Below are 19,397 nucleotides of genomic sequence, written 5' to 3'. Positions count from 1 at the left end.
ACCTATAAACACGATACTCCTAACGGAGTTTTAAACTGCAATTAAATAGACTCCAGCGGAATCGCGTGTTTATAGTCCGAAAATTGTTCTTGTCAAGGCTCCGTAGGTGCCCCCTTTTTAATTAGATTCTAAAAGGAATTTCCCTGAAGAATCCCCTTCCCATTTTCGCCCTTAAAACACATTTACTATCTTTCGGACTTTTCCGACTTACGGACTTCCCGACTCAACACATGACCATAGAAGAAATATTAAAACAGTACTGGAACCATGATCATTTCAGGCCTATGCAGGCCGAGATCATCAAGTCTGTTTTATTGGGTCATGATACTTTAGCACTGCTGCCTACCGGCGGTGGCAAGTCGGTATGTTTCCAGGTGCTGGCGCTGGCCAAAGAGGGGATTTGTATTGTGATCTCCCCGCTCATCGCGTTGATGAAAGACCAGGTTGAAAACCTGAAAGCCAAAGGTATCAACGCGGTGGCCATTGTATCCGGCATGGGCCGGCGCGAGATTGACCTGGCCCTGGATAATTGTATTTACAGCACGGTTAAATTTTTATACCTATCGCCCGAGCGTTTGTTATCTGAACTGGTGCGCGAGCGCATCAAATATATGAAGGTTAACCTCATAGCGGTTGATGAAGCACACTGTATCAGCCAGTGGGGGTACGATTTCAGACCACCATATTTGCACATTGCAGATGTGAGGGCGCTGCACCCTAATGTGCCTGTGCTTGCCCTTACGGCAACAGCTACCGCCGATGTAAAACAGGATATCCAGGATAAATTGTTATTTAAAAATCCGGTTGTTTATCAGCAAAGTTTTGAACGGCGTAACATTAGCTACGTAGTACAGGATGCCGAAAATAAGCTGCGCCGGATGCTGGATATTGTAAAAGGGGTAAAGGGAAGTGGTATTGTATACGTACGCAGCCGTAAGGATGCCGCTGATATAGCTAAGTTCTTTATCGATAATAGCATTAAGGCCGATTATTACCACGCGGGTTTATCCATGGATGAACGGTCTGAGCGGCAGGAAAGCTGGAAAAATAATCGTACACAAATTATAGTTGCCACCAATGCCTTCGGGATGGGGATTGATAAACCCGATGTGCGCTTTGTGATCCACAAAGAAATGCCCGAAAGTTTGGAAGCTTATTACCAGGAGGCCGGCAGGGGCGGGCGGGATGAAAAGAAGGCTTATGGTGTTTTATTATATAACGATGCCGATAGGTTAAGGCAGGAAAAGCTTTTCATGCTCAATTTTCCTTCGGTTGATGAGATCAAACACGTTTACCATTGCCTGGCCAATTATTACCAGCTGGCCTATGAAGCAGGCGAGGGGTTGAGCTTCGATCTTGATCTTGGCGAATTTTGCAGCCGCTTTAAGTTAGATCCTATTAAAACGCTGAACGCGCTTAAATTTTTAGAGAAGGACGAATACCTGTCATTTAACGAGAGCGTGTTTTTACCATCTCGGTTCAGGTTTGAGGTGGTGAACGAGGTATTGTATAACTTCCAGATCCAGAACGCGGGCTGGGATCCTTTTATCAAAACCCTGCTGCGATCATACGGCGGCTCATTTGAAGATTTTGTGCGATTGAAGGAATACGATATTTCCCGTCGTACCGGTTTAAGCGTGCAGCAGGTTATTGAGGGCTTATTGCAATTACAGCAATACGGTTTAATTACTTACATGCAGCAAACCGATAAACCCCAGGTTACCTATTTAAAAGCCCGCCAGCCGGCAAACCGCTTGTTCATTAATAAAGATTACATAGCTCAGCGCAAGGAAACCTATCGGCAAAAGATGGAGGCTGTTTTTGCTTATGCCGTTCATAGAAAGTGCCGGAGCCAAATGTTATTGGCTTATTTTGACGAGCCTAATGCCAATAAGTGCGGTATTTGCGATGTATGCCTCGATGAAAAACGCCTCAAAAATGCCGATGAGATTTTTGATAATATTACCAACGAAATAGTGCAGCAACTCAGCGTATCAAGCCCTGATATAGGCACCTTGATCACCGGGATCAGCATCGGCACCGAAAAAGAAAAAATGGAAACTATCCGCCAGCTGCTCGACGCCGGTAAAATCAAAACCGACGGCGAAAAATATTATTTGCAATAGCCCCTTTTCAGATTTAGACCAACGGTTTTCTACTCATTATCCAATACTTCGCATTGGTAACTGGTTCAATAAACGAAGCGACGGTTTCATAGCCTATACGCTTGTAAAAAGATATATTTGCCGGCGTAAAAGTTTCCAGGTAAGTTGTAAGGTTTTGCTGATCTGTTTTATCGAGGATTGGTTTAATCAAACCGCCGCCTAATCCTTTTCCCTGAAACTCGGGTTTTAATCCTACAATAGAAAGGTACCAGGCGTCGGGCGCTATAAGCTCATCAGCTTTTGATGCCATAAAGTCCACTATTTCAAGGTAAATAGCAAGTGCGCCTTCCCCAAGTTCATCTTTTAAAAAAGCTTTCTTTTGCTGTAGTTTGAGTAGTTCGGTGCTTGCATCAAGTGGTTTGCTCCAGATGGAGGCTCCGTAATTATGCTCTGCCGGTAAATACAGCAGACCGTATTGTTCGGCCTCGGTCATGGAGTAATCCATGTATTTGATCAATGCGTTTCTTTTTTCGGCTTCACCTGGTATCCAACTTAATAAGGTGATGTAAAAAGGATCATTTTCAAGAGCGCTGTTTAAGGCTTCGGCGAGGGGTTGATATTTGGAGATGTACATTCTATTCATTGTAGCGTATTCTGAAGCCGGCCACACGGATTATAGTTCTGTTTCGTTGAAGCCATTGGCACTTGCTTCTTGTGTAGCCATTTTCATAACCTCAAAAAGCCGGTCGTTGGCCGTCTGCTTACTGAAAAAGTCTGTCAGCCAGGCATTGATAAAAAGCTCGGCTTTGCGTTTGCTTTCTGCATCGGCTTTCTCAAAAGCATCAGCTAAATTTGGTGGAACATTTATTGTAATTTTTTTCATGCTCATTATTCATGCATTTTAACAAAAAAATCAATTTACATAAAAATAATACCCGATCAAATAGCTTACCAAGGAAATCACAATTAAAAGTAAATCGGTTAGTGATATCGCGCAAAGACGCCAGGACGCAAAGCATTTCATTACTTCTCTTTGCGTCCTGGCGTCTTTGCGCGAACTACTTTTCCTTTTTTTATTTGGAATATATCAAAAGTGATTTCCCTGAATAATCTACCACCACTTCAACGGAAACGAGATCTTATCTACCGAACCAACCACCATATCTGGTTTAAAAGCGTAATGGCTTAATGATTCTTTGGTAGATATGCCCGATAACACCAAAATGGTTTTATAGCCCATTTGCACGCCACCTTGTATATCAGTTTCCATGGTATCGCCTATCACGGTGGTTTCTGCAGTTTCCAATCCCAGGAATTTACGGGCAGATCGCATCATTACCGGGCTTGGTTTGCCGGTTACAAAAGCTTTGCGGCCGGTAGCCTCTTCAATCATGGCTGTGGTTGCCGCTATGCCTAAATTGTTCCATCCCGGTTTTTTGGGCGATGGATCGCGGTTGGTGGTAATGAACTTTGCACCGGCCAGGATCATATCTACAGCGCGTTGTACCATTTCTAAAGTGAAATTCCGGCCCTCACCCAAAACAACAAATTCCGGGTCGGAGTCAACCAGGGTAATTCCGTTTTCATGCAGGCTGGTTAGCAAACCGCCTTCGCCCAAAACATAGGCAGTACCGTTCGGGCTTTGGTCGCCCAGGAATTTGCCGGTAGCCATGGCGCTGGTATACACGTGTTTGGTTTCTACAGTAATGCCCAGTCTGCTAAGCTTACGTACCACCTCAAGGCTGGTGCGCTGGCTGTTATTGGTCATAAAAGCAAATGGTATATTGTTATCAATAAGGTGCTTAATAAACTTATCGGCGCCGGCAATGAGTTCTTCACCGCTGTATATTACGCCGTCCATATCAATTAAAAGTCCTTGTTTACTGGTAGGTTTCATGTTTAAATTTTATGCTGCAAGGTAAAACTGTAAATCAATACCATCAAATTCTTATTTAAAATAAACATAATGGCACCAGGGAAATCGCTTTTAATATTTAACATTTATTTGCTCACAAGCTGAGCGTTGTATAAACACGAATTTAACTGCCCGTACGATAGATCATTAGCTAATTCCATGAATTTGTTTAATCACATTTAAATTTGTGCTACAGGGCAAACGTAGCTAACCAGGGTTAACATAACTTAACATATTTCAAAGAAAAATCGACTCAAATATATGATAATCAATATTTTATATTTTTACATGGTTAACACTAAAATGATGTGCGGCGCAATTAAATAACAGCTTATCCCGTTGACTATTCAGATGCGTTTGCCCTGATTTGTGCTATCTATCAATTCCAAAATTCCTGAAGTTCGATTAATAATTATAATCGGGTCGGCGGGTATTCGTGTCTAACTACAAAGAAAGATGCCTTAAGATAACACGAATTCATTACTTGTGGGTAAAAGCGATTTCCCTGGTAATGGCATGCTTTGATCGTATGGATTGTTAAATAATGTTAATTCTACGAAATATTCGTACGAATATTTCGTAGAAAGGTGATTTCTTAATTATATTTGATCCGTCGACAAAAATTTTATCATTCATCAATACTTGCCTTATAACCATCATGAAAAAAACGATACTCCTTTTAGCCGCCTTTGGGTTGCTGATAACAAACGCCAATGCCCAAAAAGCTGATAGTGTAAAAGCGATAGTTCATTACAAGTTTTCGCACATCAGGGATACCACCAACCGCGATAAACCTTATACCGAAAACATGATCCTTTTCCTGGGTTCGCAGTCAAGCGCCTATAAAAGTTACGACCGTAAGCTGCAGGATGCCATGATGAAAAAGCAGGTTGCCCAGCAGGTTGCCGATCAAAAAGGAAGTGGCGGGCCAATCAGGATAAACGTAACCAGTAGGGTAGCTACAACCCGCACGGAGTTTTACCAATTTCCGTTAGAAAAGAAGATGGTACGCAAGGAAAGGCTGATAACCCCTTACCTGATAGAAGAGCCAATGCCGGTAATTAACTGGAAAATAAGTAACGATACAGCCAGCTTTTCGGGCCTGCATTGCCAAAAGGCAATCGGCCATTATAAAGGGCGTGATTATACCGCCTGGTTTTGTCCCGATCTGCCTTTTCATAGCGGCCCCTGGAAGCTGAATGGCCTGCCGGGTTTAATTGTGGAGGCTTATGACACCAATAAAGAGGTGGTGTTTAAGTTTGATAGCATGGAAGAGGCTGTTGTAACTGCCAAACCTGCGGCCGAAGCTCCAACCGGAGGCCCAACCATTAAGATGATAGGTATGGATGATAATGATGATCCAAATGTAATCACCCTGCCCAAGGATGCGGTAAAAACTACCGAAAAAGAATTTAAGCACCTGGAAGAAGCCATGAAAAAAGATCCAAACGCGTTTGCACAATCGGCAATGGCCGGCAGTGGTGGCGGCATGCGTATGGGGCCTGGCGGCGGTCCCGGTGCTTCCGGCGGCGGAAGCAAGATGGATATCCGTATCAACGGCAATGGCCCGGTGATTAACAACCCATTAGAATTACCGGAAAAGAAATGAGCAGCCTTATAAAAAATGCCGGGGCATTCATTTTTTGGATGCTCATGGGCATGGTATGCCTTGGCCAAAGCATAAAAGGCACGGTTACCGATAGCCTGGGCAAACCTTTAAGCTTTGCCGGCATCAACCTTAAAAATAGTAATAACATGGTTATTGCCTACACCACAACCGGCTCAGCCGGCACTTATACCTTACAGGTGCCTGCCGATGCCGATAAAAACAGCCTTACGCTTGAGGTAAGCTGCATAGGCTTTAAAAAAGCGGCAAAACCGGTTACCGGTTTTACCGTGCCTTACAACTTTAAAATGTATACAGCTGTACACCAGTTGCAGGCGGTTATTGTAAAGGATAAACGCCCAAGGCTGCGTGTTAACGGCGATACGTTGAGCTACAAGGTATCTGACTTTAGCAGTCCGCAGGATAGGGTAATTGGTGATGTGATCAAAAAACTGCCTGGGATTGATGTGGCTAAAGATGGTAAGATCAGTTATAACGGCAAGGCGATATCAAACCTTTACATCGGCGGCGATAACCTGCTGGATGATAAGTATAACATTGCCACAAGCAGTATTCCCAATGGCGTGGTTGACCAGGTGCAGGTGATGCAAAATCATCAGCCTATAAAAATGCTGAAAGATAAAGTGGTAAGCGATGATGTGGCCTTAAACCTCACTATAAAAAAAGACGCTAAAATGCAGTTGATAGGCCAGGAAACCATAGGAGCGGGGCTGCCCAAAAAGTATTACGAAGATTTAAACGCCATGATGTTTAAAGATAAATATAAGGCCATCAATTACCTTAAAGGCAATAATACAGGCTATGACCTGGCGGGCGACCTGGTATCGCACAACATGGGCGATTACCTGCAACGGATAGATAACGATAAACCCAGTACCGTACTTTCATTAGGTACAGCGGGCGACCCTGATCTGCCGCGTAACCGGTACCTGTTTAATCAATCGGGTGCCCTCGCTTTAAACAACCTCATCAATCTGAAAAAAGATGTGCAATTGCGGGCCAATATTTCTTATCTGCGTGATAGCCAGCACCAGGATTACCAGCGTTTTAGCGAGGTATATTTGCCTGGCGATACCATCAGGTATACCGAGGTGCAGCACAACAAGCGCCGGCCCGATCTGTTGCATGTCCAGTTTACGGTAAACGTGAACAGCTTTAAGTATTACTTAAATGATAACCTTGTGGCCGATTATAGTCATAACACAGCTTACTCCAACCTCATTACCAATGGTGATCCTGTTAATCAAACTTTTAAAGATAATCTATCCGATTTTTCGAACGATTTTAACTTTATGCAAACCTTTAAATCAAATAATATTGTGGAGGTTTATAGCTACGTTAACCGTTCATCTGAACCGGAGAACAGGGTGATCGACCCAAACCTGAACCCCGATATTTTTAATAAAGGCGTCAATTATTCGCTGCTCACCCAAAATGTAAATATCCCAAGCTGGTTTACCAACAACTACGTTTCTTACAAAATTCCCGGGCAGTATGTTACCCAAAGCTTTAAAGCCGGGTTTAGCCTGCAGTCGCAAAAGCTGAACAGTAATCTGAATGTTACACAACTCAATAATGCCAGTAATCTGGTATCAGATAGTACGCGTAATGGTTTAAACTGGTCGCGCAGTAAATTGTATGCCGAAGCCGATTATGATGTGCCCGGCAGTATCCTTAAAATTAATGTAGGGTTACCGCTTAGTTTGCAGCAAACACATTATAGCGATGATTATTTCGGATTGGATAGCCACCTTAACCGCTTGTATTTTAACCCGCATTTATCAGTTAAATATCAAAGTGGGATAGAGAATTATTTTACGCTTAACTATAGTCTGCGCAATAATATTGGCAACATCCAGGATGTTTACCGGGGATATGTGCTCACCAACTACCGTACCCTGTACGCCAACAGTGCCGAATTAACCGAGCGGCAGGCTCAAAATGCCGGCCTGGGGTTCAACTACCGCAAGGCTATTACCTTGTTCTTTTTTAGTTTAAATGCTACCTATAGCCATGTTTATGCTAACAACATTGCCTCAAGTATTTTAACCAATAATCTGCAGCAACGCATTGTGCTGCCTTTTGATAATAATACAGATACCTGGGCATTTAGCGGTTATGTAAGTAAATACAATTTTGATTTGCGCACCACTTTTAGCGCGGGGGCTTCATGGCAAACTACCAAACTAAACCAAATTCAAAACGGACTTATTTTGCCGTTTAACACCATTGCCCAAAATGTTAACATTGGTGCCGATACCAAGGTAAGTGATAAAATAACGTTTACTTACAAAGCCGATTATGGGCAAACCACCAGTAAGTCGACAGCGATAGCTTCCAGCTCTAAATTTCAGCGTCTTATTCAAACAGCCGCTGTAAATTACAACCCGCTGAATACCTTGTTCTTTAATGTTTCTGCCGATCATTATTACACGCATCAGCAACAGGCTAACGACCTGAAATACTTTTTTGCCGACGCGTCTATCCGCTATAAGTTTACCAAAGCTAAGGTTGACTTAGAACTGAGCGCTCAAAACCTGTTCAATGTTAAAAACTATACCGCGCTATATTTATCGGCCAATGTGTTTACAACAAGCTCCTATAATATCCCCGGCAGAATGATGCTGGCAAAAGTGATGTTCAACTTATGATCAGTCTGTTTTATGTGCCGATGGAAAAGGCTGCTGCGGTATGGTTATAGGGAAGGCGCCTTCATGTTTGGATTGCTTCATCACCAGCGTAGTTTGTACCGAACCAATGGCCATAATGCCAAATAGCTCGTGCATTAAAAACTCGTGGTAGGCGGCCAGGTCTTTAACGGCTACCTTGAGTATAAAATCATACATGCCTGTCATATGGTAACATTCCAGCACCTCGGGCAGGCGAATAATGGCCTGCTCAAAAAGGCTTAAACTATCCTTCGAGTGGTCTTTAAGCTGCACGTGGGTAAAGGCCATCAAACCGCGGTCTATTTTCTGCGGATCGAGCACGGCAACGTATCGCTTTATAAAACCGTCATCTTCCAGGCGTTTAATACGCCTATGGATGGGCGAGGCGGTTTTGTGCAGTTTTTCGGCTATTTCCTGGTTGGTAAGTCGCGCGTTTTCCTGTAATATTTTCAGGATGCTGATGTCGGTATGGTCGAGCATTTGATACATGCTTGTAAAATTATGCTAATTGCGTATAAAACTTAAATTGTATCGCAATAAAAAACTAACAAAATGTATTTAATTGGATTTTTATATCAATTAATATCGATTCGTATGATTTTAAATAAGTAAATATCAATTTTACCGCAAATATTTACCGCTGTATGAATTTGAAAGAAACTATCCTGGTAACTGGTGCCTGCGGGCAAATTGGTACCGAACTGGTAAAGGCACTTCGCCAAAAATATGGTAAGGATAGCGTTATAGCCACCGATATCAGGGAAGTAACAGATGCGCTTTGCGCCGATGGGCCATATTTTAAACTCGATGTTTTAGATCGTTACGAACTGGAGAAACTCGCCATCAACCTTGGTGTCACCCATATATATCACCTTGCGGCAGTACTATCTGCCAACGGCGAAAAAAATCCTTTAGGCTCATGGGATCTGAACATGAAAAGCCTGTTGAATGTACTTGAAGTGGCCCGTGCCGAAAATCTGAAACAAGTGTTTTGGCCAAGCAGCATAGCCGTTTTCGGTCCGGACGCGCCTAAAGAACTTTGCGGCCAGGATGCACCTACGCTTCCAACTACTGTGTACGGTATCAGCAAAATTGCCGGCGAACATTGGTGCCGGTATTACAATGAGCAATACGGCTTGGACATACGTAGTATCCGTTACCCGGGATTGATCAGCTACTCGGCACAGGCCGGTGGAGGTACAACAGATTACGCGGTTGATATTTTTCACCAGGCGTTAAAGAGCGGCCAATACCAATGCTTTTTAAGCGAAGAAACCCGCCTGCCGATGATGTATATGCCCGATGCCGTGCGGGCTACGTTGGAATTGATGGATGCGCCTAATGAAAATATCACCATTCGCAGTTCATACAACCTTGCCGGTTTAAGCTTTAACCCGGCCGAACTGGCTGCCACCATCACCAATCAATTACCCGATTTTGAAATTAGTTACCAGCCGGATGCAAGGCAGCAAATAGCCAACAGCTGGCCGGGTTCTATAGATGATACCCAGGCAAAAAAAGACTGGAACTGGAAACCCGAATATGATGTTTATAGCATGACTACGGATATGTTGCAGCATTTGGCAGTGGCATATAATGTTGAGTTGCCGTTGCAAACGGCGGGTAATTAAGTCAACCGGCTTATTTTTTCGTAGAGACGCAACATTTTGCGTCTCCCGCGTGCAAATCACTCACGCAAATCAATTTTGCAAATTCGCTCAGTAAATCCGAATGTCCTGCGGGAGACGCAAATATGCGTCTCTACAGAAAAATAAAAAACCATGCAAATCGGACATGCATGTTGGATTTGTATTCGCCCTGTATAGCTGGAGACGCAAAATTTTGCGTCTCTACAAAAAAAGCCAGCAGCCATTAATTGCCGGCTTTCCTATTTGAACCATTCTCCTCTGTCACAATCTTGGTATCAATTTGCAGTTTAACAGGGGAGTTGATACCTTTCTGTCCTGTTATATTTAAAGCGTATGAAATTTACCCCAATAGCTAAGATCTCATTGATCGTGGCGCTGTCACTCTCTGCATATCGTGGTTTTGCCCAGCAAATAAAGTTAAGTGCCGAAATTGAAACCGCGCTAAGCAAAGTTGATACCACCCAGTTTAAAGCTGATATCGCTTACCTGGCCGACGATAAATTAAAAGGTCGTGCCCCGGGAACGGAAGGCTTTCAAATGGCGGTTGATTACGTGGTTAAGCGGTTAAAAAGCATGGGCGTAAAACCCGCCGGCGAAAACGGCACCTGGTTGCAACAGGTGAAATTTCGTAGGGCATTTATTCAGAACGGTACGCTTTCATTGACCGGCAGTAATTTATCACTCAAGGCCGGTGTTGATTATGTGATTATGCCGAATCCTTACCTGCCGGATGTTAAACTGAGCGGCCAGCTGGCCTTTGCAGGCTATGGAGCCAGCGAGCCGGAGTTAGGTTATGATGATTACGCGGGTTTGGATGTAAAAGGTAAGATTGTATTGGTTACCCGTGGCGCGCCGGATAAATTCTCATCATCTGTATCGGCACATACCATGAACGCTACTACCATATTAAAAGCCGCGGCAGATCATGGCGCGGTTGGTGTTATCATTTGCTCAGTAGACTCTACATCACGTTTAAACAGTCCGCGTAATGGCACTTACAGCGTAATGAATACCGATGGTTCTGTAGCCATCTCCAGGACATATTATTCGCCACAGGTTAAAGTATTGGGTTTGTTTAATTACACGGTGTTCAACTCACTTTTGCAGCAATCGGGCAAAATAATGCAAGCCGTGTTGGCACAGATTAAAGGTGGACAACCTAATTCATTCGCCATAAATAGCAGTGCCGATATTGCCTATACGTCCACCTACCAGGATTTGATAAGTTACAATGTAGTTGGTAAAATAGAAGGATCGGACCCAAAATTGAAAAACGAGTATGTAGTTCATAGCGCTCATTTAGATCATTTGGGCATTGGCAAACCGGTTGAAGGCGATTCTATTTACAACGGCGCGCATGATAATGCTTCGGGCGTGGCAAGTGTATTGGGCATTGCCAAAATTTACGACGGCATTAAACATAAGCCTAAACGTTCTATCCTTACCGTGTTGCTCACCGGCGAAGAACTTGGCGATTTAGGTTCGGGCTACTTTGCATCCCATCCAACAGTGCCCGTTAAAAGTATCGTGGCCGATGTTAATACCGATATGCCCACCATTATAGCCCCACTGCTTTCTGTTACAGCTTTGGGTGCCGAGCACTCTTCACTGGCTACGCAGGTTGATCAGGCGGCAGCTTATTTAAACCTTAGTGTTGAACCTGATCCCGAACCCAAGCAGGCACGTTTTACCCGAAGCGACCAATATAGCTTTGTGGTTAACGGCATCCCGGCCCTGCACATCAAATACGGCAGCAAAACAGCCGATGGCAAAAACAACCTGAATGATTTTGTAGCCAAATGGCGCACCAAATACTACCACAAACCGCAGGATGATATTAACGGTATTTTTGATTTTGCTGCCGGCAAAAAATACGCCCAGCTTAATTTTTTAATAGGCTACCTGATAGCACAGGACGATGCACGCCCTACCTGGAATAAAGGCGATATATTTAAAGTTAAATAAACATAAATTTTTTGCCCAAGGCATCGGTTTGGTGTGTATATGCGTATAGATATTGATGATAAGTGATATTGAAACAGAAACAGGAAGCCTGTTATTAAATTTAACCTGCCCCGAGTGCGGCACGGTACATAATGCTGATGTTGTAAATACGGTTTGCAGTAATGATAATTGTAAGTCGACTTTGTTTGCCACTTATAATTTAGATACCGCTGCTGATAAGTCTGCATTGCTGGGCCGCCCAGCAACCATGTGGCGGTATAAGGAGTTTTTGCCCGTTTTTAACGAAAAGAACATTGTTACCCTTGGCGAAGGTTTTACACCGATGATCCCGATTGAAAACCTGAAACAATTTACCGGCGACAACGAGGTATTTTGGAAAGATGAATCGGGTAATCCAACCGGTTCTTTCAAAGCAAGAGGGTTAAGCGCGGCTGTGTCAAAAGCAAAAGAATTAGGTATTGATACTATAGCTACACCTACAGCGGGTAACGCGGGTGGTGCCTTGGCTGCTTACGCTGCAAGGGCGGGGATCAAAGCCATCGTTTACATGCCCAAACAAACGCCCAAAGTGTTTAAAGACGAATGTCGCCTGTATGGTGCCGACCTGGTTGAGATTGATGGCAACATCAGTGACTGCGGCCGGCTGGTAAACGAACAGGCGCTGCTTCACGGCTGGTTCCAGGTATCTACTTTAAAAGAACCTTACAGGCTTGAAGGCAAAAAAACAATGGGCTACGAAATTGCCGAACAATTTAACTGGCAGCTACCCGATGTTATACTTTATCCCACAGGCGGCGGCACCGGTTTGATTGGTATGTGGAAGGCTTTTAACGAATTGGAACATTTAGGCTGGATAGGCAGCAAACGCCCGCGCATGGTAGCTGTACAATCCGAAAGCTGCAACGGTATTGTAACCGCGTTTAACGCCGGTTTATCAGTATCTGAATTTGCCGATGGCGGCTTTACGATAGCCAACGGCTTGCGTGTACCCAAACCATACGCTGATAAACAAATCCTGAAAGTGATAACCGAGAGTAGGGGCACAGCGCTTACTATCAGCGATGAACAAATGAGCCTTGCCCTAAAAGAAATAGCCCGATACGAAGGTATGCTGATAGCACCCGAAGGAGCCGCGCTATGGCAGGCGTTCAAAAAACTAAAAGCCGCCCAATGGATAAAAGCCGGCGAAAAGGTATTAATGATCAATACCGGCAGCGGATATAAATACCTGGAGAATATTGTTGTTGACTGAAAGAGCAGGTCGTTAAATTTAACGTGAGTTCGATGTAAGAAATGGCTATCGTAAATCAAGAAAAGTATGTCATTTCGATTGAGCAAGGGCGGGATTGAGCGGTTGTGCGAAAGAGAAATCTTATACGAGCGACAAGCAAACGTGGCCTGTCGCATAAGATTTTTCGCTTCGCTCAAGAGGTAGTTTCTCCTCACCCTCCACTCAGCCACCCGCCGTTCGTCGAAATGACATTTGGGAATTCTTATATCGAACTCATGTTAAATTTAAGGCGGTATGGAATAGGGGAAAATCACCCAGCGCTATTGAGCTAAGAAACCCCGTCTGGGTTGAATGTAGGTAGAAGGCTAAACGCGATTTTATTGCAGTGACGATTCTTTATTATGCTGAGTTATAGAAAATTGTAAGTTTATTGAATATAGTGTGAAATTTTTTCACACTATATTGTTCTTTTCTGCACACAATTAAACACATTTTATTTTCATATTTGTTGCATAACCGTTAACCAAACTATCTTTTAAAAATTATACCAATGCAGGAGTTAGACCCATCCATTCTTCAAAAAGTAAATACCTGGCTCGAAGGCAACTACGATGCTGATGTAAAAAAAGAAATTCAGGCATTGCTTGATGCCAAAGCATATACCGAGTTAACCGACTCATTTTACCGCGATCTTGAATTTGGTACCGGCGGCTTGCGTGGAATAATGGGCCCAGGTTCAAATCGTATTAATAAATATACTATAGGTGCTGCCACTCAGGGGCTTGCCAACTATCTTAAAAAAACATATCCCGGCGAAAAAATTAAAGTAGCTATAGCACACGATAGCCGCAATAATGCCGATCTGTTCTCCAACATTACTGCCGAGGTTTTTTCGGCCAACGATATCCATGTTTATTTCTTTAAGGCTTTACGCCCTACACCTGAGCTTTCTTTTGCTGTGCGCCACTTCGGTTGCAAAAGTGGGGTAATGCTTACCGCGTCGCACAATCCCAAAGAGTATAATGGGTATAAAGCTTACGGTGCCGATGGTGGCCAGTTTGTGGCACCACATGATAAGGCTGTTATGGACGAGGTTGCCAAGGTAGCCAGTGTAGATGATATTAAATTTACCCGCGTTGATGCTAATATTGAAGAAATAGGCGAAGAAGTTGACGAGCTTTATTTAGCCGGGATCACTAAACTGTCTATTTCGCCCGAGGCTATTCATCGTCAAAAAGATCTTAAGATCGTTTTTTCGCCAATCCACGGCACTGGTATTACATTGGTACCCCAGGCTTTGGAGCGTTTTGGCTTTGAAAACGTGATATTGGTTGATGAACAAACTACACCCGATGGCAATTTTCCAACGGTAGTATATCCAAACCCCGAGGAAAAAGAAGCCTTAACCCTGGCCCTTAAAAAAGCGCAGGAAGTTGACGCCGACCTGGTTTTAGCAACCGACCCGGATGCCGACCGTGTGGGCATCGCCGTTAAAAATACCGACAATGAGTTTATTCTGCTTAATGGTAACCAAACTGGCTGTATGCTCATCAATTACCTGCTTAGCGCATGGGAAGATAAAGGCAAGCTTACTGGTAACGAGTACATTGTTAAAACCATTGTAACATCCAACCTGATAGATGCCATTGCGGCAGCTAAAAACGTAACCTGCTATAACACCCTAACCGGCTTTAAATATATTGGCGAACTGATGACCCATTTTGAAGGCAAGCAAACCTTTATTGGCGGCGGCGAAGAAAGCTATGGTTATTTAATTGGCGAACTGGTACGTGATAAAGATGCCGTGGTATCAAGCGCGTTCATTGCCGAAATGACCGCTTATTACAAAGACAAAGGCAGCAGCCTGTTTGAGGCTTTATTAGATACTTATGTACAATATGGTTTCTACAAAGAAAAACTGATCTCTATCACCAAAAAAGGTAAAACCGGTGCCGAAGAGATTAAAGCGATGATGGAAACATTCAGGAAAAACCCACCGGCTACTTTAGGCGGATCAAAAGTTGTTACCCTGAAGGATTACGAGTTCCGGGTAGAAACTGATCTGAATAGCAATACAACCAAAGCTATTGAATTGCCAACATCAGATGTGTTGCAGTTTATTACCGAGGACGGTAGCATTATTTCTGCCCGTCCGTCAGGTACCGAACCTAAGATCAAATTTTATTGCAGCGTAAACGGCAAATTAGCCAGTAAAGAGGCTTATGCTGAAACCGGTAAACAGCTTGATGCAAAAATTGATGCCATTATGCAGGACCTGGGTGTATAACTCAAATCGTATATATCATACAAAACTATCCCGGGCACTTTGTTCGGGATTTTTTGTTGTAACGGGTGCGCACAATTGCTGTCCGTTTTCGAACGATTAATTGTTGTGGTTGTTATTTAATATATTGAATATTAATTGTTTAGTTATTTGGCACGAACTTGTAAGAGATGTTATTAAGATTAAAACTACCATGATCAAAAACTATTTCAAAATCGCCTGGCGAAACCTTATAAACAAAAAAGGATTTTCGTTTATAAACATTACCGGCCTTGCTGTTGGTATGGCAGGTGCCATACTTATTTGGGCCTGGGTACAAAACGAATACAGTTTTGAAGATTTTCAAAAAAATAAGAGCTCACTTTATAAAGTTTGGAACCGGGGAACTGATGGTACGAACGTGTATACGTTTGATGTTACTTCATCGCCCATGGGCAAAACCTTAAAAGAGGAATTTCCGGAGGTTAAAAATTACGCCCGGCAGTATTGGAGCATTGATCGCCTCTTTAATTTTGGAGATAATTCTGTAAAAGCCAAAGGAAACGATGTTGATAAGGGTTTTTTAACCATGTTCAGTTTTTCATTTTTGCAGGGGAACCCAGAGCATGCTTTGGATGGCGTGACCGATATTGTAATCACCAAACACCTGGCCAGTAAAATATTCGGCAATGCCGACCCGATGAATAAGTTCATCAAGCTGGAGAATAAAACAAGTTATAAAGTAACAGGTGTTTTAAATGATTTACCTAATAATACCACATTTGATTTTGAATACCTGGTATCTCTTGCTGCAAACGAAAATACTTATACCAATGGTTCCTGGGGCGATAATAGTTATAATACTTATGTGCAGTTGCAGCCTAATGTGGATATTAACAAATTTGCCGATAAAATAAAGAACCTGGCAAAATCACATGATCCAAAATCGGGATTAGAGGTTTTTTTACATCCCATGACCCAATGGCGTTTATATTCAACTTTTGAAAACGGAAAAGTTGTGGGTGGTCGTATTGAGATTGTTCACCTGCTGTTAGGTATTGCCGGTATATTATTGCTGATAGCCTGCATCAATTTTATGAACCTGAGTACAGCGCGCAGCCAGAAAAGGGCAAGAGAGGTAGGTGTGCGCAAAGTAATTGGCGCGGGCAGGTTAAACCTGATAGGTCAGTTTTTAAGTGAATCCATATTGATAACCTTTATAGCGGGTATGGTGTCTTTGTTATTGGTAACGCTTTGTTTACCTGCATTTAACCAGTTAACCGGCAAAGTATTGGTTATTAATTTTATCGATCCGGTATTTTTAGCTGCCTTTTTTGGTTTTATTGTAGTGGTTGGTTTGCTTGCAGGTAGCTACCCCGCATTTTTCCTTTCGGGTTTTAAGCCGGTTAAGGTTTTAAAAGGGACCTTTAAGGATGCGCAAAAACTGATCAGTCCGCGTAAAGTATTGGTTGTGCTTCAATTTACGGTAGCTATTGTATTGGTGATAGCAACCATCGTTGTTTACAGGCAGATAAAGTTTGCGCAAAGCCGCGATATTGGTTATAAACAAAGTAACCTGGTGGAAGTGCCCATGGAAGGCGACATCAGTAAAAACTACGACCTGATCAAAAACGACCTGATCAATAGTGGTGCTGTTACCGCCATGAGTAAAACGGGTTATACTATAACAATCGAAGGCAGTCGTACTGATGGTTTTAAATGGGATGGTACAGACGCCAACCAGGATAAGATGGGATTTTCAAGACTGGGCACAGCCGGCGATTTTGTAAAAACAATGGGGCTGAAGCTAATAGCAGGCCGCGACGTTGATTTTAATGCTTTCCCCGGCGATAGTACATCTGTTTTGCTGAACGAAACCGCCGTTAAAGCAATGAAGTTAAAAGACCCAATTGGTAAATTCATGATCAGGGGTAACGAACGGCTACAGATTGTGGGGGTGTTTAAAGATTTCATCATCAGATCGCCTTATGCAAATGTTGACCCGATGGTGGTTTTGGCATCCAAATATTGGGCCTATAACATGGTTATTCGCTTAAACGAAAAAAACAACACGGCTAAAAATCTTGAGTTAGCTGCAAAGGTCTTTAAGAAATACAATGCAGCCTATCCATTTAGCTATGAATTTGTTGACCATGAATTTGGTAAAAAATTTAATGATCAGCAGCAAACAGGTTCATTATCATTCGTATTTGCCGGCCTTACCATTTTTATATCATGCCTTGGCCTGTTTGGGTTGGCTGCCTATATGGCCGAAAACAGGGCAAAAGAAATCGGTATCCGCAAAGTGCTGGGGGCAAGTGTAGCCGGCATTACCCAAATGCTTACCCGCGAATTTGTAGCCCTGGTGTTGATAGCAATTGTGATTGCCACACCATTTGCCTATTACGCCATGCACAAATGGCTGCAGGATTTTACCTATCGGATAGATATTGGCTGGCTCACATTTGTAATGGCTGGTTTAATAGCCATAGTGATAGCCATATTAACAGTAAGTTTTCAATCCATCAAAGCCGCTATTGCTAACCCTGTTAAAAGTATCCAGGCCGAATAAAAGCTTTGTACTTAAAAATATTCCAAACGTGAGAAATTTGGATTTAGTTGATTAATAACCACGCGTTCCGGGGTGAGATACGGAACGCTTTTCTTTTTGGTTCATTAGTTCAATGGTTCATTAGTTTATTGGTCTTGTCAGGTTTGGGGAATTTTGCTGATTTATTTTGAACGCTATTTAAGGCTGGCTTCTTTCGGGTACAATAACAATATCGGTTTCGCTAAGTTTTTTAACGTACAACTCATCAACTAATATCATTACAATAGCCAGCAAGGGCACCGCCAGGATAATACCCAGTACCCCCGATAATGTACCCATTAACACCTGCGCCAAAATAGTTAAGGCAGGGGGCAGGTTGATCATTTTATTTTGAATGATAGGTGTTACAATGTTACTTACCACCGTTTGGGTTACGATATATATTAAAGCCACAATTATAGCCGTGTTAGTACTGATGGTGAGTGCCAGCAACACCCCGGGGATCATGGCGGCAAGCGAGCCAAAGTTTGGGATCAGCTTTAATAAGCCGGTTAATAAGGCAAGCACCAATGCAACGGGGATGCTCATAATGCCTAAACCTATAGAGAGCAGGATAAACACCAGTACCATGGATAACATCATCCCTTTTAACCAGCCTTTAAGCGCGTGGCTTATTCTATCTATAACCTGGTGAGCAAGCGGTTTACGACTTTCGGGAAAAAGCTTGATCATGCCATCTTTATACAAATTGGGGTTACTGGTAAAAAATATGGCCAGGAACAGGATGATATATATATCGCCCAATACGCCAAAACTGGTATTGAAAAAAGATTTGGCGGTGGTCATCAAAGTATCTGAATTGTCGTCAGATAAATAGTCAAGGATCTTTTGCCCTATAGGCGTTTCGCCCAGTTTTGCTTTGGCCGTGTTGATGGTATGTGGCAATGTATCACTTAAAACAGCAATCTGTTTAGATATTGTGGCACCCATCAGCCAAAAGAGGGACACAAGTATAATGAAAGTGCCGCCAACCGATATGATCATACAAATTCGCCTTCTCCAGTTTGTTTTGCGTTGGATGATATCACCCAAACCATGAAAATAAACCGAAACCAGTACACCAGCCAACACCATTAGCAATACATTGAACGCAACGCGCGCAATCAGGATCACTACTACTAGCAGCGCTACAATGGCAACGGTATGCCACACCTTTTGAATATACGTGAGTTCCTTTTGGATGTTTTTTTCTGAAGACAGGTTATTTTGCGGGGTCATATCCTATTTAAATGAAAAGGGTTTAGATAGGGGACAAAAAACAGGCGCAAAAGTTTTAACAATAGCAAAATGTCGGCTTAATAATAATTTCACGCTGTGTGGTTTGGTAAAAATAGGATTATGCTCTTATTTTATTCTTGTAAG

General features: G+C 42.9%; 13 protein-coding genes. 8 read left to right on the top strand and 5 right to left on the bottom strand.

All coding sequences use genetic code 11. The features are described from left to right. Positions 1–230 precede the first annotated feature (230 nt). A complete protein-coding gene (locus FHS10_RS20220) occupies positions 231–2,126 on the top strand; it encodes a RecQ family ATP-dependent DNA helicase (protein WP_259094007.1) in 1,896 nt (631 codons plus the stop codon). A 13-nt stretch (positions 2,127–2,139) separates the two neighbouring features. Here FHS10_RS20220 and FHS10_RS20215 read toward each other — a convergent pair whose 3' ends face one another. The 3 genes from FHS10_RS20215 to FHS10_RS20205 form a co-directional block, all read right to left on the bottom strand. Beyond that, positions 2,140–2,748, bottom strand: coding sequence for a GNAT family N-acetyltransferase (locus FHS10_RS20215; protein ID WP_259094006.1), 609 nt, complete (start codon positions 2,746–2,748; stop codon positions 2,140–2,142). Between the two features lie 30 nt (positions 2,749–2,778). Further along, on the bottom strand, positions 2,779–2,994 hold the full coding sequence (locus FHS10_RS20210; protein ID WP_259094004.1) for a hypothetical protein: 216 nt from the start codon (positions 2,992–2,994) through the stop codon (positions 2,779–2,781). Between the two features lie 222 nt (positions 2,995–3,216). After that, a complete protein-coding gene (locus FHS10_RS20205) occupies positions 3,217–4,002 on the bottom strand; it encodes an HAD-IIA family hydrolase (RefSeq protein WP_259094002.1) in 786 nt (261 codons plus the stop codon). Between the two features lie 676 nt (positions 4,003–4,678). Between FHS10_RS20205 and FHS10_RS20200 the strand changes: the two genes are divergently transcribed. After that, complete coding sequence (locus tag FHS10_RS20200) at positions 4,679–5,629, top strand: GLPGLI family protein (protein WP_259094000.1); 951 nt, start codon at positions 4,679–4,681, stop codon at positions 5,627–5,629. Then, positions 5,626–8,298: a TonB-dependent receptor gene (locus tag FHS10_RS20195; protein WP_259093998.1), complete on the top strand. Its 2,673-nt coding sequence runs from the start codon at positions 5,626–5,628 to the stop codon at positions 8,296–8,298. The genes FHS10_RS20200 and FHS10_RS20195 overlap by 4 nt, the downstream gene beginning before the upstream one ends. Here the strand turns inward: FHS10_RS20195 and FHS10_RS20190 are convergent, their stop codons facing one another. Next, the gene (locus tag FHS10_RS20190) at positions 8,299–8,805 is read right to left on the bottom strand and encodes an Lrp/AsnC family transcriptional regulator (protein WP_259093995.1); all 507 of its coding nucleotides are present in this window, start codon (positions 8,803–8,805) and stop codon (positions 8,299–8,301) included. 155 nt (positions 8,806–8,960) lie between these two features. Here FHS10_RS20190 and FHS10_RS20185 point away from each other — a divergent pair, with 155 nt between their 5' ends. The 5 genes from FHS10_RS20185 to FHS10_RS20165 all read left to right on the top strand — a co-directional run bounded on the left by FHS10_RS20185 (position 8,961) and on the right by FHS10_RS20165 (position 17,996). Next, positions 8,961–9,947, top strand: coding sequence for an NAD-dependent epimerase/dehydratase family protein (locus FHS10_RS20185; protein WP_259093992.1), 987 nt, complete (start codon positions 8,961–8,963; stop codon positions 9,945–9,947). 351 nt (positions 9,948–10,298) lie between these two features. Continuing rightward, the gene (locus FHS10_RS20180) at positions 10,299–11,930 is read left to right on the top strand and encodes a M28 family peptidase (protein WP_259093990.1); all 1,632 of its coding nucleotides are present in this window, start codon (positions 10,299–10,301) and stop codon (positions 11,928–11,930) included. 55 nt (positions 11,931–11,985) lie between these two features. After that, positions 11,986–13,182: a threonine synthase gene (locus FHS10_RS20175; protein ID WP_259093988.1), complete on the top strand. Its 1,197-nt coding sequence runs from the start codon at positions 11,986–11,988 to the stop codon at positions 13,180–13,182. 529 nt (positions 13,183–13,711) lie between these two features. Then, positions 13,712–15,448, top strand: coding sequence for a phospho-sugar mutase (locus tag FHS10_RS20170; RefSeq protein WP_259093987.1), 1,737 nt, complete (start codon positions 13,712–13,714; stop codon positions 15,446–15,448). A gap of 190 nt (positions 15,449–15,638) precedes the next feature. Continuing rightward, positions 15,639–17,996, top strand: a complete 2,358-nt coding sequence (locus tag FHS10_RS20165; protein ID WP_259093985.1) for an ABC transporter permease — start codon at positions 15,639–15,641, stop codon at positions 17,994–17,996. Positions 17,997–18,173: 177 nt separating this feature from the next. Here FHS10_RS20165 and FHS10_RS20160 read toward each other — a convergent pair whose 3' ends face one another. Beyond that, positions 18,174–19,253: an AI-2E family transporter gene (locus FHS10_RS20160; protein WP_259093983.1), complete on the bottom strand. Its 1,080-nt coding sequence runs from the start codon at positions 19,251–19,253 to the stop codon at positions 18,174–18,176. Between the last annotated feature and the right edge of the window lie 144 nt (positions 19,254–19,397).

It is taken from the genome of Mucilaginibacter dorajii, assembly GCF_024808255.1.
GTDB classification, from domain to species: Bacteria; Bacteroidota; Bacteroidia; order Sphingobacteriales; family Sphingobacteriaceae; genus Mucilaginibacter; species Mucilaginibacter dorajii.
The sequence above is the reverse complement of the archived record's forward strand: the minus strand, read 5'-3'. Positions and strand labels throughout refer to the sequence as shown.

Bases quoted from the DNA above. Each gene is read 5' to 3' on its own strand.
- FHS10_RS20215 (WP_259094006.1), bottom strand. From the start codon at position 2,748: ATGAATAGAATGTACATCTCCAAATATCAACCCCTCGCCGAAGCCTTA.
- FHS10_RS20210 (WP_259094004.1), bottom strand. From the start codon at position 2,994: ATGAGCATGAAAAAAATTACAATAAATGTTCCACCAAATTTAGCTGAT.
- FHS10_RS20160 (WP_259093983.1), bottom strand. From the start codon at position 19,253: ATGACCCCGCAAAATAACCTGTCTTCAGAAAAAAACATCCAAAAGGAA.
- FHS10_RS20200 (WP_259094000.1), top strand. From the start codon at position 4,679: ATGAAAAAAACGATACTCCTTTTAGCCGCCTTTGGGTTGCTGATAACA.
- FHS10_RS20195 (WP_259093998.1), top strand. From the start codon at position 5,626: ATGAGCAGCCTTATAAAAAATGCCGGGGCATTCATTTTTTGGATGCTC.
- FHS10_RS20205 (WP_259094002.1), bottom strand. From the start codon at position 4,002: ATGAAACCTACCAGTAAACAAGGACTTTTAATTGATATGGACGGCGTA.
- FHS10_RS20170 (WP_259093987.1), top strand. From the start codon at position 13,712: ATGCAGGAGTTAGACCCATCCATTCTTCAAAAAGTAAATACCTGGCTC.
- FHS10_RS20180 (WP_259093990.1), top strand. From the start codon at position 10,299: ATGAAATTTACCCCAATAGCTAAGATCTCATTGATCGTGGCGCTGTCA.
- FHS10_RS20190 (WP_259093995.1), bottom strand. From the start codon at position 8,805: ATGTATCAAATGCTCGACCATACCGACATCAGCATCCTGAAAATATTA.
- FHS10_RS20165 (WP_259093985.1), top strand. From the start codon at position 15,639: ATGATCAAAAACTATTTCAAAATCGCCTGGCGAAACCTTATAAACAAA.
- FHS10_RS20175 (WP_259093988.1), top strand. From the start codon at position 11,986: ATGATAAGTGATATTGAAACAGAAACAGGAAGCCTGTTATTAAATTTA.
- FHS10_RS20220 (WP_259094007.1), top strand. From the start codon at position 231: ATGACCATAGAAGAAATATTAAAACAGTACTGGAACCATGATCATTTC.
- FHS10_RS20185 (WP_259093992.1), top strand. From the start codon at position 8,961: ATGAATTTGAAAGAAACTATCCTGGTAACTGGTGCCTGCGGGCAAATT.